This window comes from Micromonospora sp. CPCC 205561, from assembly GCF_036906775.1.
GTDB lineage: Bacteria > Actinomycetota > Actinomycetes > Mycobacteriales > Micromonosporaceae > Micromonospora.
In genome coordinates this window covers 1-22,679 of the sequence record NZ_JBAKHV010000075.1, presented here as the reverse complement: position 1 = coordinate 22,679, position 22,679 = coordinate 1, and the positions used below count along the sequence as shown (strand labels likewise).

The following is a 22,679-nucleotide window of genomic DNA, read 5'->3' as shown; positions in this document are numbered from 1 at the left end:
GGTCGCCGCCCCCCGGCGGCTGGCCGGTCGCGCCGTCGCCGGCGAGGGCGCGGCGGACCAGGGCGGCCGCCTCGGCCAGCGCCGGCCGCCGGGCGCCCAGCGGGTCCGCCGGCCACTCGGCGCGGAGCACCACCTCCGTGGTCGGGTTGACCGCGTCGCCCGGCGGCTCCGGCGTCCACTCGTCGACCAGGTGACCCGCGCGGGCGTCCAGGCAGGCGTCGTGCACCTCCCGGAGCAGCACCGACGGGCCCCGGGGCCGCTTGGTCCCCTCCCCCCACCAGTAGCCGGAGCAGAGCAGCAGCCGCCGCGGCCGGGTCACCGCCACGTACGCGAGCCGGCGTTCCTCCCGCTCGTCGTGCGCCCGCCAGGCGTCGGTGAAGTCCTCCACCGCCCGGGCCACCCCCCGCTGGTCCTCCGCCTCGTCGAGACCCAGCTCGGGCAGCCCGTCGGCGTCGCCGCGCAGCGGGAACGGCAGCACGCCGAGCCCGCCCAGCCAGTGGTCGGAGTTGCGCACCGGGCCCGGCCAGACGCCCCGGCTCAGCCCGGCCACCGCGACGACGTCCCACTCCAGGCCCTTTGCGGCGTGCGCCGTGAGGATCTGCACCGCTCCCTCGACCACCTCCACCTCGCCCGGGCTGAGGCCGCGCTCCTCGTCCTCCGCGGCGGCCAGGTACGCGAGGAACCCCGACAGGGTGGCGCCCGGCGTCTCCCCGCCGAAGCGGGCGGCGACGTCGCCGAGCGCGTCCAGGTGACCCCGGGCCAGGCCCGCGTCGCCGGCCCCGTCCCGGCCCGCCCGCACCGCCACCTCCACGTCCAGGCCGATCGTCCGCTCGATGTCCGCGATCAGCTCCGGCAGGCTCTGGTCCAGCCGGTAACGCAACAGGCCCAGTTCCCTGGCGTACGCCCGCAGCCGCGCGTAGCCCTCCGCCGAGTACGCCTGCGCCGGGCCGAGGTCGGCCAGCGCCTCGACCAGCGTCGCCTCGTCGAGCAGGTCCGCGGCGATCTCCGGGGTGCCGTCGTCGGCGAGCTTGCGCCGGGCGCGGGCGATGGCCTTCGCCCGGCGGTGCAGGGCCACCAGGTCGCGCGGCCCGATCCGCCAGCGCGCCCCGGTCAACAGCCGCAGCAGTGCCGCCCCGTCCGTCGGGTCGGCCAGCACCCGCAGCGTGCACACCACGTCCCGCACCTCGGGGGTGTCCAGCAGGCCGCCCAGGCCGACCACCTCGACGGGCAGGCCGCGCTCGCGCAGCGCCGACTCGATCGCCGGGATCTGGCTGCGCAGCCGCACCAGCACGGCCGTCGTCGGCCGCAGCGGCACCGGGATGTGCTCGGGCAGCGCGCCGGGCGTCCCGGCCGCGCCCCGCCAGGCGTGCAGCACGCTGTCGGCGATCCAGTCGGCCTCGTCGGCGTACGTCCGCAGCAGCGCGCAGTGGACGGTGCCGCCGGCGGCGCCGCGGGCGCTTCGGTGCGGGACCGGCTCCTTCACGCTCATCGCCGCGCGCAGCTCCGGCACCCGGGCGCCGGCCGCCCGCAGCGGCGTGGCGAGGGCGTTGGCGACACCGAGGATCTCGGGCCGGTTGCGCCAGCTCGTCGTGAGGCCGAGCACCTCGGCCGGTACGCCGTCGGCGCGGGCGAACTCGGCGGGGAAGCGGTCCAGGGTGCCGGCGCTCGCCCCGCGCCAGCCGTAGATGGACTGGCAGGGGTCGCCGACCGCCGTGACCGGGTGCCCGCCGCCGAAGAGCGCGTTGAGGAGCACCACCTGGGCGTGGCTGGTGTCCTGGTACTCGTCGAGCAGCACCACCCGGTAGCGGTCCCGCTCGATCAGGCCGACCCCGGGGTGCTCCCGGGCCACCCGGGCCGCCCGGGCGAGCTGGTCGGCGAAGTCCATCGCCTCGAAGTCCTCCTTGCGCCGGGCGTACGCGCGCACCAGCGGGAGCAGCTTCAGCCGGGTCTGCTGGAGTTGCAACGCCTTTCGCACGTCGGCGTAGACCCGGCCGGGGCGCGCCTGCACCTCGGCGAAGAAGCGCCCCGTCCACGCGGCCAGCGAATCCGGGTCGACCAGGTGCTCGTCCAGCTCGCCGGCGAGCGCCAGCACCGCGTCGGTGACCGTGCTCGGCATCCGGTCCACCCCGGACATGTCGCCGTCGTAGTTGCGCACCAGCAGGTCGACCAGCTGCCAGCGGGACGCCTCGGTGAGCAGCCGGGTGGAGGGCTCGTAGCCAGCCCGCAGCCCGTGCTCGGTGACGATCCGGCCGGCGTACGAGTGGTAGGTGGAGACCGTCGGCTCCCCCGCCAGCGGGTCGTCGAGCGGGTCGCGCCCCCGCCGCCCGAGCCGCCGCACCAACTGGTCCAGCCGGGTACGCACCCGGTGCGCCAGCTCACCGGCGGCCTTACGGGTGAAGGTGAGCCCGAGCACCTGCTCCGGCCGCACGTACGAGTTGGCGACCAGCCAGACCACCCGGGCGGCCATCGTCTCCGTCTTGCCCGACCCGGCGCCCGCGACCACCAGCAGCGGCTCCACGGGCGCGGCGATGATCGCCGCCTGCTCCCGGGTCGGGGCGGGCAGCCGCAACAGCCGGGCCAGCTCCACCGGCGTGTACCGGGGGCCGGCGTCGGCTGTCCGCGGCGCCGGCGTCGCGCTGCTGAACAGGGCGGGCTGCGTCACCGCACCGCCTCAGTGCGCAACTGCGGGGCTCGCAAGCTCACTCCTCGCACTCACGGTGCCAACCTGGTTCGCGACTGCGGGGCTCGCAAGCTCACTCCTCGCACTCACGGCTGCTCCGGTCGGCGGGTGGCCGGCGGCTCGACCACCTGACGCCCCTGCCCGGAGACCGGGCAGCTCGTGCGCACCGGGCAGACCCGGCACTTCGAGTTGGCGACCGCGGCGAAGGTGGCGGCGGCCATCGTATCGGCGGTGCGGCGTACCAGCGCGGTCGCCCAGCCCGCCTCCGGCCCCTCCCCGGCCGGCGGCTGGCTCTGCTCCTTCGCGTCCTTCGCCCCGGTGCCGAGCTGCACCAGGGCCGCCCCGCCGGACTCCTCGCCGAAGTCGCCGAAGGCGCCCGCCTCCACCGCCGCCTGGTAGGCGCCGAGCTGGGGGTGCTCGGCGAGGTCGTGCGCCGTGACGGCGGTGGACTTGCCGGTCTTCAGGTCGATCACGACCAACCGGCCGTCGTCGTCGACCTCCAGCCGGTCCACCCGGCCGGCCAGCTCGACCGGCCGGTGCGGATCGTCGAGGCGCACCGCGAACTCGTGCTCGATGGCGAGCAGCCGGCGCGGGTTCGCCGCCAGCCAGCGCAGCAGCTTGTCGACCATCCCCTCGGCACGGTTGCGTTCCGGCCCGACCATCCAGCGGGCCGCCAACTCGATCGCGTCGAACCGGGCGGCGACGTACTCCAGCAGCGCGCCCCGGTCCGCGCTGGCGTCCTCGGCGAGCATGGCGGCGGCGTGCACCAGGTTGCCGACCCCCTGGGCGGCGCTGGCCGGCGGGCTGCCGCCGTGCCGCTCCAGCAGCCAGCGCAGGCTGCACCGGAGCGCGCTCTCCATCGCCGACGGGGTGACCCGGACCGGCTCGCCCTCGTCGACCAGCGGTCGGTCGTCGGAGAGCTGCCGCAGTCCCCACCAGTCGTCCGGGTGCGCGCCGGCCACCCCGGCCGCCGCGAGCCGGGCCAGCTCGGCCGCCGCCGCCTGCCGCCGGGCATGGGGCGCGTCGGGGTCACCGACGGCCGTACGCAGCTCCGCCACCAGCGCCGGCAGGGTCAGCGCCCGGGGTGGCCGGCTGACCGGCAACGCCCCCGGCCGGTCCGGTTCCTCCTCGGCCTCGACCGCCCGATGCACGGGCCGGGAGGCCGTCCCGGGCACCGGCCCGGCACCGCCCGAAGCCGGCGCGGCCGGGGCCGACACGGCGGAAGCCGGCGCGGCCGGGGTCGGTGCCGGCCGGTCCGGACCGTCGTGCGCCGGCCCCGCGGAAACCGGCCCGTCGTCCGCCGGCCCGGCGGAAACCCGACCGTCGTCCGCCGGCCCCGCGGAAACCGGGCCCTTGGGGACCGGCCCACCGTTCGGGCTGGGAGGGCCGCCGCCCGGGTTCCGAGGGCCGTCTCCGGGAAGCCCGGGACCGTCGCCCGGGTCGGTCGGGCCCAGCTCGTGGAGGAAGCGGCTCGGCTGTTCCTCGTGGTCGTCGCCGCCCACGGCTGCGGAGGCGACCGCGCTGACCAGCAGCCGGCGGCGGGCCCGGGTGACCGCGACGTGGAACAGGCGGCGCTCCTCGTCGAGCAGCGCCGAGGTCTGCCCGACCAGGGTGGCCACCGCGCCGGCGCCGGCCGCCCGGCCGGCGAGCACGTCGACCAGACGTTCCGAGCCGAGCAGGCTGCCGCGCAGCCGCAGATCCGGCCAGACCCCCTCCTGCACCCCGGCGACCGCCACGAGATCCCACTCCAGCCCCTTCGCGGCGTGCGCGGTGAGCAGCCGTACGGCCGCACCCCGGTCGGCGGTGGGCGCGAGGGTGTCGGCCGGCAGGTCCTGGGCGAGGACGTGGTCGAGGAAGACCTCCGTCCGCGCGCCGGGCAGCCGGTCGGTGAACCGGGCCGCCGCGTCGAAGAGCACCATCACGGCGTCGAGGTCGCGGTCGGCGGCCTCGGCACGCCGGCGCCGGGCGACGTCGCCCTCGCCGGTCACCGTCTGGCCCCGGCCGGTCGCCGCCGACCACAGCTCGGCGAGCCCGCTGGCCCGCCAGACCGCCCAGAGCACGTCCTCCGCCGTGGCGCCGGGCCGGGCGGCGCTCTCCCGGGCCACGGCCAGCAGACCGGCCACCGTCTGGGCGGGCTCGGCCCAGTGCCGCTCGATCCCGGCCAGCTCGGCCGGGTCGCGCAACGCCTCCACGATCAGCTCGCCGGAGGGTCGGCGGTCGCCGGCGGCCAGCGCCAGGGCGCGCAACCCCTGCCGCAGCCGCCGCTCGGCCAGCGGATCGGCGCCGCCGAGCGGCGAGTGCAGCAGCGCGACCGCGGCCTCCTCGTCGAGCCGCTCGGGCTCCAGCGCGCAACGCAGCAGGAGCAGCAGCGGCGCCACCGCCGGTTGCAGGTGCAGCGGCAGGTCCTCGCCGTGCACGACGGTCGGCACCCCGGCGGCGTGCAGGGCGCGTTGCAGCGAGGGCAGCTGACGCCCGGTGGAGCGGACCAGCACGGCCATCTCCGACCAGGGCACGCCGCCGAGCAGGTGCGCCTCGCGCAGCGCGTGCGCCAGCCAGGCCGCCTCGCTGGTGGCCGAGCGGAAGGTGCGTACCTCCACCGAGCCGGGCGGCGCGTCGGGCAGCGGATGCAGCCGGCGGTGCGCCGCCGGCCCCCGCAACCGCCGCGCCAGGCGGCCCGACGCGGCGAGCAGCCGTGGCCCGGCCCGGTAGGAGGTGGTCAGCACCACCTGGGCCGAGGGAGCCCCCGAGGCGGTGCGGAACCGGTGCGGGAACGTGGCCACCCCCGCCGGGTCCGCGCCACGGAAGGCGTACGTCGACGAATCCGGGTCGGCGAACGCGACCAGCGGCGTGCCGCCGCCGGCCACCGTGGCGAGCAGGTCCTGCTGGGCGGGGTCGGTGTCGGCCAGCTCGTCGACGTAGACGTACGCCAGTCGCCGGCGCTCGGCCGCGAGCAGCTCGGGGTCGTCGAGCAGCATCCCGGTCGCGGAGCGGACCAGCTCGGCCGGGTCGTACGCCACGGAGCCCCGGTTGCTGACGTCGCGCAGGGCGAGCACGGCCACGTATTCCCGGAGGAAGCGGGCGGCGGCCGGCCAGTCGGCGCGCCCGAGCTTCTCGCCGAGCCGGGCCAGCTCGACGGGGCCCACGCCCCGCTCGGCGGCGCGCATCAGCAGGTCGCGCAGCTGCGCCGCGAAGGCCCGGGTGCGCAGCGCGGGACGCAGATCCTCCGGCCAGCCGACGGGGTCGTCGTCGGGCTCCTCACCGACCACGTCGAGCAGCTCGCGGATGATCAGATCCTGCTCCGGGCCGGTGAGCAGCCGGGGGGACGGCTCGCCCCGCTCCGCCGCGGCCCGGCGCAGCAGCCCGAAGGCGTACGCCGGGAAGGTGCGCACCAGCGGCTCGCGCAGCACGCGCTGCCCGGCCCCGGCGACCCGGGCCTCGATCCGCCGACGCAGCGCGGTGGCGCCCCGGCGGCCGAAGGTGAGCACCAGGATCCGCTCCGGGTCGACGCCCTCGGCGATCCGCGCGGCGACGGCCTCGACCAGGATGCTCGTCTTGCCCGTGCCCGGGCCGCCGAGCACCAGCATGGGCCCGTCCGTGTGCGCGACGACCTCCGCCTGGTGCGGATCGGTCAGCCACCCGGCCCCGTGGCGCGCGGCACCGCCGGCCGGCCCACCGGACCCCCGCTTACCCTCGGCCGACCCACCGGGCCGGTGGTCCCCCGGGGCCGCCTCGGCAGGCCGGCGCACCAGCCGGTACGCCTGCATCCGTCCATCCCACCACGCCGGTACGACACCCCCACCCCGACACCCCGCCCGCCCCGCCCGCCCCTCCTTCGCCCCCGCGATCTTGCAGATTCCGCCCCGACAAAGCACTCGAACCGGACCCGCCGAGGGCCACAAGTGCAAGATCGCGGGCGCGAGGGAGGGGGCGGGGGGAGGGGGGCGGGGGAGGGAGGGGGGCCGGGGGTCAGGTTAGGCGGAGTTCGAGGGTGTCCAGGGCTGCGGGGACCGTGTCGGTCACGGAGAGCAGGTTGAGGCCGGCGGGCTTGAGGAAGGTCTGGTCGGCCAGCGCGCCCAGCCAGTCGAGCACCGGGCGGTAGAAGCCGTCGGTGTCGACCAGCACCATCGGCTTGGCGTGCAGGGCGAGGGTGGCGGTGGTCCAGACCTCGAAGAGCTCGTCGAGGGTGCCGATCCCGCCCGGCAGGGTGAGGAACGCGTCCGACTTGTCGATCATGAGCGTCTTCCGGCTGGCCATCGAGTCGGTGACGAGCAGCTCGTCCGACGCCAGGTCGGCGACCTCCAGGTCGACCAGCGACTGCGGGATCACCCCGATCGTCCGGCCGCCGGCGGAGCGCGCGCCGTCCGCCAGCGCGCCCATCATGCCGACGCACCCGCCGCCGCTGACGAGGGTGTGTCCGCGCCGGGCGATCTCCGCGCCCGTCTCGGCCGCGAGGTCCAGCCAGCGCTGGTCGAGCGTACGGGAGGAGGCGCAGAACACGCAGATGGCCGCCACGTCAGCGCTCCCGGCTCTCGTCGCCCGCCGACCCCGCCTCGGCGGCGGCCCGCTGGTCGGCGGCGGTGGCGGCGACGGCCTCCTCGCGGACCGCCTCCTGCTCGGCGTTCAGGGCGGCCTCCGCCGCCTTGATGTGCCGCACCGCCGCGTCGACGTCGTCGGTCACGCAGATCAGCTCCAGGTCGACCGGTCCGATCTTGCCGTCGGCGGCCATGGTGTCGCGCAGCCAGGCGAGCAGGCCGCTCCAGTACTCCACCCCCATCAGCACCACGGGGAACCGGGTGACCTTGCCGGTCTGCACGAGCGTCAGCGCCTCGAAGAGCTCGTCCATGGTGCCGAAGCCGCCGGGCAGCACGACGAACGCCTGGGCGTACTTGACGAACATGGTCTTGCGGGCGAAGAAGTACCGGAAGTCGATGGCGAGGTCGACCCAGTCGTTGAGGCCCTGCTCGAAGGGGAGTTCGATGCCGAGACCGACCGAGAGGCCACCGGCCTCGCTGGTGCCCCGGTTGGCCGCCTCCATCACGCCCGGCCCACCGCCGGTGATCACCGCGTAGCCGGCCCGGGCCAGGGCGGCTCCCAGTGCCTCCGCCAGCTGGCACTCCGGGCTCTCGGGCCGGCTGCGGGCGGAGCCGAACACGCTGACCGCCGGCGGCAGGTCGGCGAGCGTGTCGAAGCCCTCGACGAACTCGGAGAGGATGCGCAGCGCCCGCCAGGCGTCCTTGGTCTTCCAGTCGTCGCGTCCCCGCGAATCCAGCAGCCGCTGGTCGGCCGTGCTGCTGTTGACCGCCTGTCGACGCAGCGTCACGGCCCCCCGGTGCCGCTCGCGTCCCGGCTCCCGGCCGGCCTCCCGCCCGTTGCTCTGACCCATGCAAGCAACCGTAGTGGAGTGGCACCCGCCTGGTGCGCGGGGCGACCGGCCCGGAAATTACTTCCGGATCTTGGGCAACTAATTCGGTCGCACGGACGTCTTACTATTCACATACCGGGTATGCCCGGCGCGCGCCTTCGGGGGAGGAGTCAGCGTGATCAGCAACACCGAGATGATCCGGATTCGGCGGCAGATGCAGCGCCGCATCCGCGACGTGGTGGCCGAGCGCCGCCGCGCCCGCCTGATGGAGCCGTCCGCCGACCAGAGCGGCCAGACCGAGGCCCGGCCGGCCGCCGACGCGTCCGCCGCCGTCTGACCCTGACCGACAGCACCGGTGGGCGGACACTCCTCGTCGTCGACGCGGAGTTCCGTCCACCGGTGGCAGGCCGCCGGCACGGGCCCGGCGGCACCAGGCCCGTGCCGCGCGATCGTCAGGCCGGGGCGAGCCAGCGGTGCAGCGTGGCGGCGCCGTCCCTGATCTTGCTGATCTCGACGTGCTCGTCGGGGTGGTGGGCCAGGTTGGGGTCGCCGGGACCGAAGTTCAGCGCCGGGATGCCCATCGCGGCGAACCGGGCCACGTCCGTCCAGCCCAGCTTGCCGATCGGCGCGGCGCCGACCGCCGCGAGGAACTCCCGGGCGGGCGCCGCCTCCAGCCCCGGCGCGGCACCGGCCGCCGAGTCGGTGATCCGCACCTCGAAGCCGGCGAAGACCTCGCGCAGGTGCGCCTCGGCCTCGGCGGGGCTCCGGTCGGGCGCGAACCGGTAGTTGACCTCGATCTCGCACCGGTCGGGCACCACGTTGCCGGCCACGCCGCCGTTGATGCGGACCGCGTTCATCCCCTCCCGGTAGTCGCAGCCGTCGATGGTGACCCGCCGGGCCTCGTACCGGTTCAGCCGGTCGAGCACCTCGCCCGCGCCGTGGATCGCGTTCACCCCGTGCCAGGAGCGGGCCGAGTGGGCCCGTACCCCGGTGGTGGTGACGACCGACCGCATGGTGCCCTGGCAGCCCGCCTCGACGATGCCGTACGTCGGCTCCAGCAGCACCGCGAAGTCCGCCTCCAGCCACTCCGGGTGCGCCTCGGCGACCAGGAAGAGGCCGTTGTACTTGGACTCGATCTCCTCCGCCTCGTAGAAGAAGTACGTCACGTCGTAGCGCGGTTCCGGCAGGGTCACGGCGAGGTGCAGCGCGTACGCCACCCCCGACTTCATGTCCGAGGTGCCGCAGCCGTACATCAGGTCGCCGCGCAGGGACGAGGGGAAGTTGTTGTTCAGCGGCACCGTGTCCAGGTGGCCGGCGAGCACGACCCGCTGGTCGCGGCCCAGGTCCGTCCGGGCCATCACGGTGTTGCCGTGCCGGTAGGTGGTGAGGTGCGGCACGCCCCGCAGCACCTCCTCCACGCAGTCGGCGATCGCCTTCTCGTCGAGGGACACGGACTCTATGTCGACCAGCGCGCGGGTGAGCGCCACCGGATCGGCCAGGACCTCGGGGGTCAGCGGGTTCTCCATGGTTCGCACGGTACCGTCAGGTCGGACCCGTGAGGAGCGAGCGTTCCGGGCGACGGCGCGACAGGGCGCCCTCGCGCGGGCGCGCGGTGACCCGCCGGCCCGCGGCCACGAACGAGAGGTGAATCAGTGACGTCCGAATCCGCCTGGGGCATCGGCCTGGCCACCGTGACCGCGGAGGACCAGGTGCTCGACACCTGGTACCCGACCGGCAAGCTGGGGCTCGGCAAGCTGCCGCTGGTCGCCGGCGAGGACGAGGCGGACGTGCTGGACCTGCCGCCGGGAGCGGTCGGCGACCGGGCGCTGCCGGGGCTGCGTACCGTCCAGGTGGTCACCGAGATCGGCTCGCTGGACGATCCGATCTCCGACGCCGCCGACGCGTACCTGCGGCTGCACCTGCTCTCCCACCGCCTGGTGCGCCCCAACGAGCTCAACCTCGACGGCATCTTCGGCAAGCTGGCGAACGTGGCCTGGACGTCCGCCGGGCCGTGCCCGCCGGAGCGGGTGGACGAGCTGCGGGTCATAGAGCGGGCCGCCGGGCGCCACCTGGCCGTGTACGGGGTGGACAAGTTCCCCCGGATGACCGACTACGTGGTGCCCTCGGGGGTGCGGATCGCCGACGCCGACCGGGTGCGCCTCGGCGCGCACCTGGCCTCCGGCACCACCGTCATGCACGAGGGCTTCTGCAACTTCAACGCCGGCACGCTCGGCACCTCGATGGTCGAGGGGCGGATCGTGCAGGGCGTGGTGGTCGGCGACGGCTCCGACGTGGGCGCCGGCGCGTCCATCATGGGCACCCTCTCCGGCGGCGGCACCGACAAGGTGCGCATCGGTGAGCGCAGCCTGGTCGGCGCGAACGCCGGCATCGGCATCTCACTCGGCGACGACTGCGTGGTCGAGGCCGGCTGCTACGTGACCGCCGGCTCCAAGGTCACCCTGCCGGACGGCCGGGTGGTGAAGGCCCGCGAACTCTCCGGGGTGGACGGACTGCTGTTCTGGCGCAACTCCGTCACCGGGGCGCTGGAGGCGAAGCAGCGCGCCGGCCGGGGCATCGAGCTGAACGCCGCCCTGCACGCCAACGACTGACGGCCGCCCTCCGGGTCCGCGGTCTGCCGCGGACCCGGAGGGGGTACGCCTCACCGCAGGCGGTACGCCTGGATGACGCGCTGGGTGACCGTGTTGCCGGCGGCGTCCCGGGCGGTGGCCCGCAGCGAGACGTGTCCGGGGCCGGCCGGGTGCCGCACGGTGGCCGTCCAGCCGTCCCCGCCGGGGCGGACCACGGCCGGCTGCCACGTCTTCCCGCCGTCGTAGGAGGCGTCGACGGTCAGCGCGGCGGTCCGGGCCGACGGCGCGCCCGGCTGGCGTCGCACCTGGACCGGGATCACGAAGCTCCGGCCCGCCGGGGCGGCGTTCTCCCGGTCGAGCCGGGGCGCGAACCGGATCACCGACGCCGGCAGCGCGGCCGGGTCGTCGCCGGCGACGTGCCGGGAGCGGAACGTCCACGTCGCCGCGACCTCGGTGGCGAGGTCGGTGAAGCTCCGCTTCGACAGCACCTCCAGCCGGTAGTCGGCGGCGCCCGGTGGCACGTCGAACGCGCCGTACGCCGGATCCGGGCTCTCCCCGACCAGCACCCCGTCGCGGTAGAGGGCGGTGCGGGCGGTGTCGGCGACCGAGCCGCCGGCGTGCCCCTCGGCGTCACTGTGCAACGGCAGGCTGACCTCGATGCGGTCGCCCTGGCGGGTGATCCCGGGGCCCGGGAACGACGGCCCGTACGGCGCGCTGTTCCAACTCTCCCGGTAGTGCCGGCCGGGCCGCAGGCTCCGCGCCTCGGAGACCAGCATCGCCTTGAGGTCGAGCCAGCCGTCGTCGGCCGGCACCCCGAAGTCCAGCTCGGACGACCAGCGCACACCCTTGGTGTTGTAGTGCTCGACCCGCCGCCCCGGCGTGGCGGTGGGCAGGACGAGCGCCCAGCCGCCGAGGTCGGGTTCCCGGTGCGCGAAGACCAGCCGCTCGGCGGAGACGCCGGGGCTGCCGCCGTTGAACCGGTGCGTGACGGTGGCCAGGTCCTTCGCCCGGTAGTGCCGGACGAAGCCGGTCGGCATCCGGCCCGGCACCGCCTCGTTGAGGGCGTAGAGATAGGGGCTGCTCTCGGCCTCCCCATCGGCCCACTGGCTGCTGACGGAGGCGACGAGGCGTTCCCCGGAGACCGCCCGGCCGAGGCCCGCGGTGAAGAGACCCTCGAAGTCGGAGCCCAGCAGCCCGAAGCCGGCGCTGCCCGCCTCGGCGATGAAGGTGGCCTCGGCGACGACGAGCAGCGGGGTGGCCGAGCGTTGCGGGACGCTCATCCGGATCGGCTTGCCCCGCCGGGCGTCCAGGGTGATCCGGGTGTCGCCGTCGACCACCAGTTCGGGCTGGACGAGCTGGGTGACCGCGACGACCTCCCCGTCGGACAGGTCGTACACGTAACTGGCCAGCCCGTAGCGGCCCTTGGGCACCCGCAGCTCGGCGGTGCCGTCCGGGTCGTACAGGTCGTGGGGGTCGAGCCCGTCGAGCGAGACCAGCGTGGTGCCGTGCTCGCCGGCGGGCGCGCCGGCGCGGTTAAGGTGCCGGGCGGTGACGGTGTAGCTCTCGACCTCCCGGTACACGGCCAGCGGGGTGGCCGCCACGGCGGTGCCGGCGCGGGCGACGATCCGGCCGGTGTAGTGGCCGTCCGGGCCGTCGACCCGGGTGTCGGCGGTGACGGTGGCGCTCGCCGTGCCGCCCGCCGGCACGCTGAGCCGGGTCGTGCCGAGGGTGAACATGCCGGCCGGGGCCGGCGCGCCGGCCGGGCCGGCCGCCTCGACGGCCAGGTCCAGCGTGACGGCGGCCGGGCCGGCGTTGCGCCAGGTCACCGTGCGGGTGATCGGGGTGTCGTCGCCGTGCGGCCAGAGCGCCCGGCCGAAGGAGACGCTCGGCGGGTCGCTGCTCACGGACTGGGTGATCGCGCGGGCCACGTCGACCCGCCCGGCCCCCTGCTCGTACGCGGTCAGCCCGGGACGCGGCTTCGCCGACGCCATCAGGGTCGCCTTGAGCCGGTCGGCCGTCCAGCCGGTGTGCTGCTGGGCGAGGAGCGCCACCGCGCCGGTGACGTGCGGGGCGGCCATCGAGGTGCCGGAGAGCGAGACGTAGCCGTCCCCGGCCGGCTCGCCGATCACCCCTTCCCGGCCACGGGCCGCGACGATCTCCACGCCCGGGGCGGTGAGGTCGGGCTTGAGCGCGTCGTCGCCGACGCGGGGGCCGCGGCTGGAGAAGTCGGCGAGGCTGTCGTCCCGGTCCACGGCGCCGACCGAGAGGGCGGCGTCGGCGGTGCTGGGGGAACTGACCGGGGCGAAGGTGCCGTCGTTGCCGGCGCTGATCACGAAGAGGGCGCCGGTCCGCGCGGTGAGCGCGTTGACGGCCTCCTCCAGCGGGTCGACCTCCGGGCTGTCGTAGCCGCCCAGGCTCAGGTTTATCACGTCCGCCCGCTGCTCGACCGCGGCCCACTGCATGCCGGCGAGGATCGCCGACTCGGGGCAGCCGTACGTCTCGCAGACCTTGCCGGCGAGCAGGGTCGCGTCGGGGGCCACGCCCCGGTGCCGGCCGCCCGAGGCCGCGCCGCTGCCGGCGATGATCGAGGCGACGTGCGTGCCGTGCCCGACCAGGTCGCCCGGGGCCGCCTCCTCGGTGAAGTTGCGCGCCTCGGCCACCCGGCCGGCCAGGTCGGGGTGACCGGCGTCGACCCCGGTGTCGAGCACCGCCACCCGCACGCCGCGGCCGGTGAAGCCGGCCTGGTGGGCGGCGGGCGCGCCGATCTGCGGGACGCTGCGGTCGAGGGTGACGCGCCGCCGGCCGTCGAGCCAGATCCGGTCGGCACCCCCCGCTGCGCCGACCCGCGCGCCGGCGGCGGTGACCGCCGCCCAGATCTCGGTGGCCCGGCGCTTGCTCGCCGTGGCGGCGAGCCCGCCGACGGCCGGCAGCTCGCGGGTGACGGTCACCCCGCCGGGCACGGCCGAGCGGCGCGCGGCGCCGTTGCCGCCCGTGATCAGCAGGGGCAGGTCGGCACGCCGGGCGTCGTCGTAGCCGGCGGCGATCAGCTCGGTGACGTCGAACAACCGGCGGTCGACGCGCCCGTCGCGAATCGGCGCCACCGCGTCCTCGGGTACGACGGAGAGGTGACCCCGGTCCCGCCGGGTCAGGAAGCGGACCTCCTCGCGCCCGGGCGCGGGTCGCACGCTGGCCCGCGCGCCGGTGACGGTGACCCGGTCGCCGGTGAGCAGGGTGACGGTGCTCGGGCGGCTGCCGGCCGACCCGGCCCGCCAGTGCGTGCCCGGGCCGGCGGCCGCGTCGGGGCGGGCGGCCGGACCGGCGGGCGGCTGGGCGACGGCCATCCCGGGCGTACCGAGCACCAGGCCGAGCGCCAGGCCGAAACCGGTCAGTCTTCTTCTTCGTTGCAACGGATCCTCCTCGGTGGACGTTACTTCCTGTGAAGAGACGCGCATTGACAGTCACAATGTTTGCATACCGGGTATGCAGAATGAAGACACAAAGATGACGGTGCGGCAACGAATCCAGCGGTCCATCGGGGAGGATCGGCCGGTGACCTCCATGAAGGAACGCATGCTCGCGGGCGAGCCCTACCTCGCCGAGGACCCGGAGATCGCCGCCGACCTGAGTCGGGCGGCAGAGCTGACGGAACGCTTCAACGCCAGCCCGTCGGCCGACCCCGAGGCCCGGCTCGCGGCCCTGCGCGACCTGCTCGGCGAGGTGGGCGAGGGCAGCTGGGTGCGCCCGCCGTTCCACTGCGACTACGGCTGGCAGATCCGGCTCGGGCCACGCAGCTTCGTCAACTTCAACGCCGTCTTCCTCGACGTCGCCACGATCACCATCGGTGCCGACGTCCAGATCGGGCCGAACGCCCAGCTGCTCACCCCCACCCACCCCGTCGAGGCCGGGCCCCGGCGCGACAAGTGGGAGGCGGCCGCGCCGATCACGATCGGCGACAACGTCTGGCTCGGCGGCGGGGCCATCGTGCTGGCCGGCGTCACCATCGGTGAGAACACCGTGGTCGGCGCGGGCGCCGTGGTGACGAAGGACCTGCCCGCCAACGTGGTGGCGGTGGGCAACCCCGCCCGCGTCGTACGCCGGCTCGACTGAGCGCGATCAGGCCCGCCACCTGCCAAAACTTCTCCTGCACGGCTGGCGTGTCGACTCCCGCCTGCGGCACTGTGGGTGATGACATCGTCACCTGGAGGCTGCCATGGCGGGGCGGGTGCTCGAACTGCGCGTACACGGCGTCTCCAACACGCCCCCCGGGCAGGTCCTCGGCCTGCGTCCCGCACCCGGGGTCACCACCCCCGCGCCGTGGCTGGTCGCGGGCGGCCCCGTCACCGGCTTCTACCGCTCCCCCGCCACCGGGCCCGACGACCCGGTCGTCGTCGAGGCGTACAGCTGGGGACAGCTCACCTCCGGCGCGCGGACCGCGCGGGACGTGGAGCGGGCACTGTGGACGCTGCTGCTGCCGTTCGCCCTCGCCAACGTCGCGCTGCACGCGCGGCCGGACGTCCCGCCCGACCCGGACGCCGAACGCTGGAACAGCAGGTCCGGGCTCACCGCCTGGCTGATCCGGCTGTTCTGCCTGAGCCTCACCGGCACCCTCACCCTCGCCCTCACCGGCGTCGGCGTCGACCTGGTGGGCTGGCAGTGCGTGGACCCCGGCTGCCTGGGCCGGATCCCGGGCCCCTGGGAGTTCCTGGGGCGGGGCTGGTGGAGCGGGGGTGCCCGGTCACTCGCGGTGGGCCTGCTCGTGCCGCTCGGCGTGCTGGCCGTGCTCGGGCTGGTGAGCTGGCGGAGCTACCAGTACGAGGCGCAGATGCCCGCCGAACCGGGGGCCCCGCCGGCCGGGCGGCGACCGGCCGGGGCTCCGTGGGACGGGCCGGGCCCGCCCGGGGCGGAGCCTCCCCCCGACCCGCCCGAGAATCCCTTGCAGGGCCGCACCTTCTGGACGGGAGAGGGGCAGCTCAGACGGTCGGCCGTGCTGCACCTGTGCACGGGCGCGGTGGTCGCCGCCGCCGTACCGCTGGGGGCGGTCCTCGCCGCCGATCCGCCCCTCGGCCCGCGGGCGGGCCTCGCCTGGTCCACCGTGGCGGCGCTCGCCGCCGTCGTGCTGGTCGCGGTGGTGGCGAGCGCCCGGCCCTGGCTGACCCGGCGGGCCGGGGCCACCCCGCTCGGCGGCTGGAGCGTCGCGGTCGGCCTGCTCACCGGCGTCGGGCTGGCCGGCACGCTGCTGGTCCTGCTGCTGCCCGACGGGCCCTCGGGCACTCCCCTGGCCGAGCTGCGTCCCGGCCCCAGCTGCGCCCCGCACCCGGGCGGGCCGTCCTGCCCCGCCGACCTCTCCCTGCCCGGCTTCGACCGGGTCGTCGCCTGGCTGGGCACCGGGCAGCTGTTCCTGCTCCTCGCCATCGGCTCGGTGGCCCGCTCCGGCCGCCGGGCGCTGGCCGCGCCGGCGGCGGCCGCCGCGCTGCTCGCCGCGGGCGTCGCCTGGACGTCGGGCTGGCTGCCCGGGCCGCCGGGGACGCTCGAACCCTGGACGTTCGTCGTGCCGGCCGCCACCCTCGCGGCCACCGGCCTGCTGCTGCCGCGCGTCCCGGCACCGGCCGAGCGGCAGCCACCGGGGCCCCGCACCGACCTGGCCTGGGGCGGCCGGGCCCCGGCGCTGATCGCCGGTTTCGGCTGGCTGCTCTGCGTCTCCTACGGTGCCGGGCTGCTCTACTGGGTCGCCAACCGGCTCAACGGCGGCGCCGTGCCGCAGGGGCGTGTCCCGGTCGTGCCCCCGACCCCGGTGACGTGGGCCGGGCTGGCCTTCGTCATCGCCCTGCTCGCGCTCGCCGCCACAGCCGTCCGGGCCGGCCTGCTCCTCCTCCGCCTGCGCCGGCAGGAGTACGCGGAGCTGGCGTCGCCGGGGCACCCCCTCTCCGCGCACGACCTGCGGCGCTGCCGCGACGTCAGCGCGTGGCGCGCCCTGCACCGGCTGGTCGGGGAGCACGCCGTGCGGCTCGTCGGCTGGTACGCCGTCGCGACGGCCGTACTGGTCGTCCTCGGCTGCGCCGCGGTGCTCTCCCGCCGGCCGCACCCCCCGGCGCCCGCCGGCGGCGCGGCCGTCGTCGAGTGGGCCTCCGGGGTGGGCGACTGGTTGCTGGCCTGGCTGCCGGTGCTCGTCGGCACCGTGGGTCTGCTGGTCTACCGCAACGACCTCGCCCGTCGCACGATGGGCGTGATCTGGGACGTGGGCACCTTCTGGCCCCGGACCGCGCACCCGCTGGCCCCGCCGAGCTACGCCGAGCGGGCCGTGCCCGAGTTGCGGACCCGCACCGCCGGGCTGCTGGCGCTCGCCGACCACCATCCCCGGGCCGTGGACGGGATCATCCTCTCCGGGCACAGCCAGGGGACGGTGATCTGCGCGGCGGTGCTCCTCCAGCTTCCCGCGCGGGCGCGCCGGCGGATCTGGTTCTTCTCGTACGGCTGCCAGCTCACCCGGCTCCACGGGCGGGTCTTCCCCGGATACTTCGGGCCGGACCGGCTGCCGGTGCTGGCCGAGGCGCTGACCCCGCCCGGCGGCGAGACCCACTGGACCAACTTCTGGCGGGGCACCGACCCGCTGGGCTGGCCGGTGCGGGCCGGGGAAAGGGACGTCGCCGTACACGACCCGGAGGCGCTTCACCCCAGCGACGGGGAGGTGGCCGATCCGCCGATCCGCAACCACGGCGGCTACCCGGAGGCGCCCGAGTTCCGCCGGGAACGCACACGGGTGGCCTGGCTGCTGCGGCGCCGCGTCCCGGTACCCCGGCAAGGGCCGGGCTGACCCGTCACGGCCGGGGCTGACCCGCCGCGGCGACGAGTTCGGCCGACGCCGCGGGGGCGGAGCCGGCCGGCGCGGCCCGGCGGCGGCCCGCCCGGCGCCGTCAGAGCGACGGCGACGGCGGCGAGGGCGACGGCGACGACGGGGGCGTGGGCGACGGCGGCTCGGCGAGGCGGACGACCAGGTCGGCGCGGTGTGCGGTGCGGGCCACCAGCGCGGCATTGGTCTCGTCGCTGCCCGTCGCCCACGCCCGCGCCTCGTCCGGCGACCGCCCGTACGCCTCGTGGCGGGCGGTCAGCCGGCGCAGCCGCGGCTCGGCGTCCAGGTCCAGGAACCACGCCTCGTGCAGCAGCTGCCGCACCTCCTCCCAGGGCGGCTCGGCCACCAGCAGGTAGTTGCCCTCGGTGACCACCAGCCGCACCGACGGCGGCACCTCGATCGAGCCCGCGACCGGTTCCTCCAGGTCGCGGCGGAACGCCGGCGCGTAGACCGCCGTCGGCTCCAACCGGCGCAGGCGGCGCAGCAACGAGACGTAGCCGTTGGCGTCGAAGGTGTCCACCGCGCCCTTGCGCCCCGCCCGTGCCAGCCGGCGCAGCTCACTCTGGGCCAGGTGGAAGCCGTCCATCGGCACCAGCCGGGCGGCGGGGCCGACTGCCTCGACGATCCGCTCCGCCAGCGTGGACTTGCCCGCGCCGGGCGGCCCGGCAATGCCGAGCAGCTGCCGGGGGCCGGCCTCGGCGAGGGCCCGCGCCCGCGAGACCAGCTCGTCGGTCCCGACGACCCGGGCCGCCGTCATCAGCCGAGCGCCGGCTCGCTGATCGCGAACCGCGCCTGCACCGCGGCGTGCACGGCCTGCGGCTGCGGGTCGATCTCCAACTCCGGCGGGCCGCTCTCCACCTCGGCGCCGAGCGCGTACGCCGCCCGGCTCATCATCGGCCGCTCCGCCGCGCCCGCGTCGGCCAGCTCGATCAGGGCGGTCACCCGGGCGCCGAGCGCCTCCGCGTACTCGCGGGCGCGCTGTAGCGCGTCGGCGATCGCGGCGTGCCGGGCCTCCCGGTGGGCGGGGCTGTCCGGCCGCAGCGACCACCACGGCCCGGCCACCTCGACCTGGTCCTGGTCGGCGAGGCGCAGCATCAGCTCGCCGAGCGCGGTGAAGTCGCTGACCGTCACGGTGGTGGTCACGCTGCCGTGGTACGCCACCACCCGCTCGCCGGAGCGCCGGGTCTCCGGCCGGACCCGCAGGTCGCCGGTCTCCCGCCGGTCGATGGCGGGCCCCTCGGCGTCGAGCAGCACCCGGACGGCGGCGGTCCGCTCGGCCAGCCGGGCCAGGGTGGCCTCGCGGTCCCGGTCCCGGGCCGTGGCGGTCACCGCGAACCGCGCGACCTCCGGAGCGACCTCCCGGTACGCCTCGCCACGCACCGCCACCACCGGCCCGTCCACCATGCCCTCACCCTAACCGCGCGCACGCCGGCCCGCCCGCCGTCCCGCGCCGCGCCGGCGAGCGGGCCCGACCGGCAGGTGGCCGTCCCGCCAGGCCCGGCCGGCCCCTGGCGCGACACGGCCCCAGGCCGGGCCCGGCCAGGCAGGGGACGGATGGGCCAGTCGCGGGACGGCCCTGGGCCGGGCCGGGCCGGGTCAGGCTCGGGAGGGCCGGGCCGGGTCAGGCCGGTACGGCGCCCGTCGGGGCGTGCGCGGTGTAGCGGACCGCGTCGGGCCCGGCCCGGCAGGCGCTCAGGTGGCCGCCGGCCGCGCCCAGCCGCCGCAGCCAGGCCACCTCGGCGGCGTGGTCGCCGGCGGCGGGGAACTCCCGGACCTGCGTGTCGAACGGGCGGGCGAGCAGCGCCGAGCGGGCTTCCCCGGCCTCGGCGTACAGCGCCGTGAGCGCCTCGGCGTCACCGGCCCGCAGCGCGCCCGCCAGGTCGTCGAGGAAGGCGGTGACGCCGGCCAGCTCCTCCAGCACCCGCTCCCGGTTGCCGAGCAGCATGTTCGCGGTCCGCGCGCCCGGGGTGCCGGCGACGCGGGTGCCGTCGCGGAAGCTCCCGGCGGCGAGCGCGAGGACCGCGTCGCGCAGGGGGGTGCGCCGGGCGGCCCCCGCCAGCGCCCCGGCGAGCAGGTGCGGCACGTGGGAGGCGAGCGCGGCGGCCGCGTCGTGCTCCCGTGGGGACATCGGCACCACCCGGGCGCCGAAGACGTCCACGACCAGCCCGGCCAGCCACCGGAACGCGGTCGTCGCGGGGCCCGGCTCCGGGCAGAGCACCCAGGCGGCGGAGTCGAGGAGCGTGGCCGCGGCGGCGGCGAGCCCGGCGGAGTCCGCGCCGGCCATCGGGTGCCCCGGCACGAACCGGTCGGTCAGCCCGTGCCGGGCGGCGACGGCGGCCAACTCGACCTTGGTGCTGCCGACGTCCGTGAGCACGCAGCCGGGCGGCGTCGCCCGGGCGACCCGCAGCAGGGTCTCCGGCAGGGTGGGCAGCGGACCGCAGAGCACGACCACGTCCCGGCCGGCGACCGCCTCGTCGAGCGTCTCGGGGGCCGCGACGCCCTGCTGGCGGGCGTGCCCGCGGGTCCCCGGGTCCGGGTCCCATCCGGCGACGTCGAGGCCGGCGTCGCGCAGCCGGAGCAGAACGGATCCGCCGATCAGGCCGGTACCCACGACCGCCGCCCGCACGGCGGCCCACCGCGCGGTCGGGTCCGGCCCGGACGCGTCGTCGGTCATCGCGGCGCCCGCGCGGTCAGTCGCGCAGCCGGCCGGCGACCGCCGCCACGTGCTCGTCGGACTCGGTCAGCGCCACCCGGACGTGCTGCCGGCCGCCGGGGCCGTAGAAGACCCCCGCGGCGACCAGGATGCCCCGCCGGGCCAGCCAGTCGACCGTCTGCCAGCAGTCCTCGCCCCGGGTCAGCCAGAGGTAGAGCCCGGCCTCGGAGTGCTCGACGGTGAAGCCCGCGCCGGTGAAGGCGGCGTGCAGGGCGTCCCGCCGGGCCCGGTAGCGCTCCCGCTGCTCGTCGGCGTGCCGCTCGTCGCGCAGCGCGGCCACCATCGCGGCCTGCACCGGCGCGGGCACGATCATCCCGGCGTGCTTGCGGACCTTCAGCAGCTCCGCCACCAGCGCCGGGTCCCCGGCCACGAATCCCGCCCGGTAGCCGGCCAGGTTGGACCGCTTGGAGAGCGAGTGCACGGCCAGCAGCCCGTCGTACGAGCCGCCGCAGACCTCGGGCGAGAGCACGGAGACGGGCTCGGCGGCCCAGCCCAGCGGCAGGTAGCACTCGTCGCTGGCGACCACCGCGCCGCGCTCCCGCGCCCAGTCGACCACCTTGCGCAGGTGGGGCGCGGGGAGCACCCGCCCCGTCGGGTTGCCCGGGGAGTTGACCCAGACCAGCCGGACCCGGGGGGTGGGGCCCAACGCGGTCAGCGAATCGGCGCGGACGACGGTGGCGCCGGCGAGCCGGGCCCCGTCCTCGTACGTCGGGTAGGCGACCGACGGCACCACGACGACGTCACCGGGGCCGATCCCGAGCAGGGTGGGCAGCCAGGCGACGAGCTCCTTCGAGCCGATCGTCGGCAGCACACCCAGACCGTCGGCGCCGGCCCCGCAGGCCCGCGAGACCCAGGCCGCGATCGTCTCGCGCAGCAGCGGGGTGCCCGCGGTCAGCGGGTAGCCCGGGGCGTCGGACGCGTCGGCCAACGCCCGCCGGATCACCTCGGGCACCGGGTCGACCGGCGTACCCATGGAGAGGTTGATCAGGCCCTCGGGATGCGCCGCGGCCAGTGCCGCCGCGGCGTCCAGAGTGTCCCAGGTGAACTCGGGCAGCCGCGACGAGACCGGCGCGGGCCGGTTCAGTGGCCCTCGCCGCGCGGTGGCTGCGCGGCGACGAAGGTCGCGTCCTTCTCGACCTTGCCGATCTTCGAGGCGCCGCCGGGCGAGCCCAACTCCTCGAAGAACTCGTAGTTGGCGCCGGTGTAGTCCTTCCACTGCTCGGGGACGTCGTCCTCGTAGAAGATCGCCTCCACCGGGCAGACGGGCTCGCACGCACCACAGTCGACGCACTCGTCCGGGTGGATGTAGAGCATCCGGTTGCCCTCGTAGATGCAGTCGACCGGGCACTCCTCGATGCAGGCCTTGTCGAGCACATCCACGCACGGCTCGGCGATGATGTAGGTCACCGGTCTTCTCCTCCGCAAGACACGCCGCGATCACCCGCGACGGTAAGAGCCTAGTATCTCGCCGGGGAGGAGGTCGATCGTGCTCCGACAGCAGGATGTGGGACACCGGATCGTGGTCCGCCGGGTGGTGGGGGTTCGCGAGGGCCGCCCGCTCTTTTCCGACGCCCTCGGCGAGCTGGTCGAGCTGAGCGAGACACATCTCACCATCGCCACCGCGCAGGGCCGGCTCCGGGTTCCGGTCACCGAGGTGCACCGGGCCAAACGGGTGCCGCCGACCCGCCGGCCCACCGCCGCCGCCGTGGTCGAGCTGGAGCTCGCCGCCGACGAGGCCTGGCCGGCCGCCGTCCGGGGGCGGCTCGGCGACTGGCTGCTGCGCTCCGCCGACGGCTGGACCGGCCGGGCGAACTCGGCGCTGCCGGTGGGCGATCCGGACCGGCCGCTGCCGGCCGCGCTCGACGCGGTGGAGCGCTGGTACGCCGACCTCGGCCTGCCGCCGATGGTCAACACCCCGCTGCCGCTCGCCGCCCCGGTCGGCGCGGAACTGGACGCCCGCGGCTGGGTCAGCCGCCCGCCCGTGCTGGTGCAGACCGTGCCGCTCGCGGCGCTGCCGCCGGCCGCGCCGGAACGCCCGGGAGCGCCGCCGGTCGAGCTGGCCGCCGCGCCGTCGGACGACTGGCTCGCCGTCGCCGCCGGCCGCAAGGGCGGGCTGCCGGACGCCGCCCTGCACGTCCTCACCGCCGTGGAACAGGCCCGCTTCGCCCACGTGTACGCCGACGGCGAGCTGCGCGCCATCGGCCGGGGCACGGTCACCGGAGGCGGCCGCTGGCTCGGGCTCAGCCTCATCGAGGTGCGGCCCGGGGCGAGGCGGCAGGGCCTGGGCGGCCGGATCGTCCGCGCGCTCGCCGAGTGGGGCGTACGGGCCGGCGCGTCGCACGCCTTCCTCCAGGTCGAGCAGCGCAACGCCCCGGCCGTGGCCCTCTACCGCACCCTCGGCTTCACCACCCACCACACCTACCTGACCCGCACCCCCCCACCCTGACCAACCCCCACCCCCACCCCCACGGCCACTCCCCCACCCACCC

General features: G+C 76.4%; 16 protein-coding genes. 5 read left to right on the top strand and 11 right to left on the bottom strand.

The window, feature by feature from the left end:
* From V6V16_RS25675 to V6V16_RS25660, 4 genes are all read right to left on the bottom strand, one after another.
* A partial coding sequence (locus tag V6V16_RS25675) for an ATP-dependent helicase (RefSeq protein WP_334566098.1) occupies nt 1-2,662 on the bottom strand: 2,662 nt, incomplete at its 3' end.
* A 104-nt stretch (nt 2,663-2,766) separates the two neighbouring features.
* Complete coding sequence (locus V6V16_RS25670; protein WP_334566095.1) at nt 2,767-6,444, bottom strand: ATP-dependent helicase; 3,678 nt, start codon at nt 6,442-6,444, stop codon at nt 2,767-2,769.
* Between the two features lie 202 nt (nt 6,445-6,646).
* Nucleotides 6,647-7,192, bottom strand: coding sequence for a TIGR00730 family Rossman fold protein (locus tag V6V16_RS25665; protein WP_334566092.1), 546 nt, complete (start codon nt 7,190-7,192; stop codon nt 6,647-6,649).
* Nucleotide 7,193: 1 nt separating this feature from the next.
* Nucleotides 7,194-8,063, bottom strand: a complete 870-nt coding sequence (locus V6V16_RS25660; RefSeq protein ID WP_334566089.1) for a TIGR00730 family Rossman fold protein — start codon at nt 8,061-8,063, stop codon at nt 7,194-7,196.
* A 154-nt stretch (nt 8,064-8,217) separates the two neighbouring features.
* Here V6V16_RS25660 and V6V16_RS25655 point away from each other — a divergent pair, with 154 nt between their 5' ends.
* The gene (locus tag V6V16_RS25655; protein ID WP_334566087.1) at nt 8,218-8,379 is read left to right on the top strand and encodes a hypothetical protein; all 162 of its coding nucleotides are present in this window, start codon (nt 8,218-8,220) and stop codon (nt 8,377-8,379) included.
* Between the two features lie 115 nt (nt 8,380-8,494).
* Here the strand turns inward: V6V16_RS25655 and dapE are convergent, their stop codons facing one another.
* Nucleotides 8,495-9,568 carry a succinyl-diaminopimelate desuccinylase gene (gene dapE / locus V6V16_RS25650; protein ID WP_334566084.1) on the bottom strand — a complete coding sequence of 358 codons (1,074 nt, stop codon included), beginning with the start codon at nt 9,566-9,568 and terminating at the stop codon, nt 8,495-8,497.
* A 126-nt stretch (nt 9,569-9,694) separates the two neighbouring features.
* On the opposite strand from dapE, the gene dapD reads away from it, so the two are divergent.
* Nucleotides 9,695-10,651 carry a 2,3,4,5-tetrahydropyridine-2,6-dicarboxylate N-succinyltransferase gene (gene dapD, locus V6V16_RS25645; RefSeq protein ID WP_334566081.1) on the top strand — a complete coding sequence of 319 codons (957 nt, stop codon included), beginning with the start codon at nt 9,695-9,697 and terminating at the stop codon, nt 10,649-10,651.
* A gap of 50 nt (nt 10,652-10,701) precedes the next feature.
* On the opposite strand, the gene V6V16_RS25640 is transcribed toward dapD, so the two are convergent.
* Entirely contained in the window at nt 10,702-14,082 is a 3,381-nt protein-coding gene (locus tag V6V16_RS25640; protein ID WP_334566079.1) for a S8 family serine peptidase, read from the bottom strand.
* 97 nt (nt 14,083-14,179) lie between these two features.
* Between V6V16_RS25640 and V6V16_RS25635 the strand changes: the two genes are divergently transcribed.
* Together V6V16_RS25635 and V6V16_RS25630 are read left to right on the top strand one after the other, a co-directional pair.
* On the top strand, nt 14,180-14,737 hold the full coding sequence (locus V6V16_RS25635) for a sugar O-acetyltransferase (RefSeq protein ID WP_334566078.1): 558 nt from the start codon (nt 14,180-14,182) through the stop codon (nt 14,735-14,737).
* Between the two features lie 103 nt (nt 14,738-14,840).
* A complete protein-coding gene (locus V6V16_RS25630) occupies nt 14,841-17,441 on the top strand; it encodes a hypothetical protein (protein ID WP_334566076.1) in 2,601 nt (866 codons plus the stop codon).
* 100 nt (nt 17,442-17,541) lie between these two features.
* Here V6V16_RS25630 and V6V16_RS25625 read toward each other — a convergent pair whose 3' ends face one another.
* The 5 genes from V6V16_RS25625 to fdxA all read right to left on the bottom strand — a co-directional run bounded on the left by V6V16_RS25625 (nt 17,542) and on the right by fdxA (nt 21,597).
* Nucleotides 17,542-18,234, bottom strand: a complete 693-nt coding sequence (locus V6V16_RS25625) for a nucleoside/nucleotide kinase family protein (RefSeq protein WP_334566074.1) — start codon at nt 18,232-18,234, stop codon at nt 17,542-17,544.
* Entirely contained in the window at nt 18,234-18,881 is a 648-nt protein-coding gene (locus V6V16_RS25620) for an SIMPL domain-containing protein (protein WP_334566073.1), read from the bottom strand. The genes V6V16_RS25625 and V6V16_RS25620 overlap by 1 nt, the downstream gene beginning before the upstream one ends.
* 217 nt (nt 18,882-19,098) lie before the next feature.
* Nucleotides 19,099-20,151: a prephenate dehydrogenase gene (locus V6V16_RS25615; protein WP_334566071.1), complete on the bottom strand. Its 1,053-nt coding sequence runs from the start codon at nt 20,149-20,151 to the stop codon at nt 19,099-19,101.
* 16 nt (nt 20,152-20,167) lie between these two features.
* On the bottom strand, nt 20,168-21,274 hold the full coding sequence (gene dapC / locus V6V16_RS25610) for a succinyldiaminopimelate transaminase (protein ID WP_334566100.1): 1,107 nt from the start codon (nt 21,272-21,274) through the stop codon (nt 20,168-20,170).
* Entirely contained in the window at nt 21,271-21,597 is a 327-nt protein-coding gene (fdxA, locus tag V6V16_RS25605; protein WP_091422126.1) for a ferredoxin, read from the bottom strand. The genes dapC and fdxA overlap by 4 nt, the downstream gene beginning before the upstream one ends.
* A gap of 79 nt (nt 21,598-21,676) precedes the next feature.
* On the opposite strand from fdxA, the gene V6V16_RS25600 reads away from it, so the two are divergent.
* Nucleotides 21,677-22,636 (top strand): GNAT family N-acetyltransferase, encoded by a 960-nt coding sequence (locus tag V6V16_RS25600; RefSeq protein ID WP_334566067.1) that lies wholly within the window; start codon nt 21,677-21,679, stop codon nt 22,634-22,636.
* The last annotated feature ends 43 nt before the right edge of the window (nt 22,637-22,679 follow it).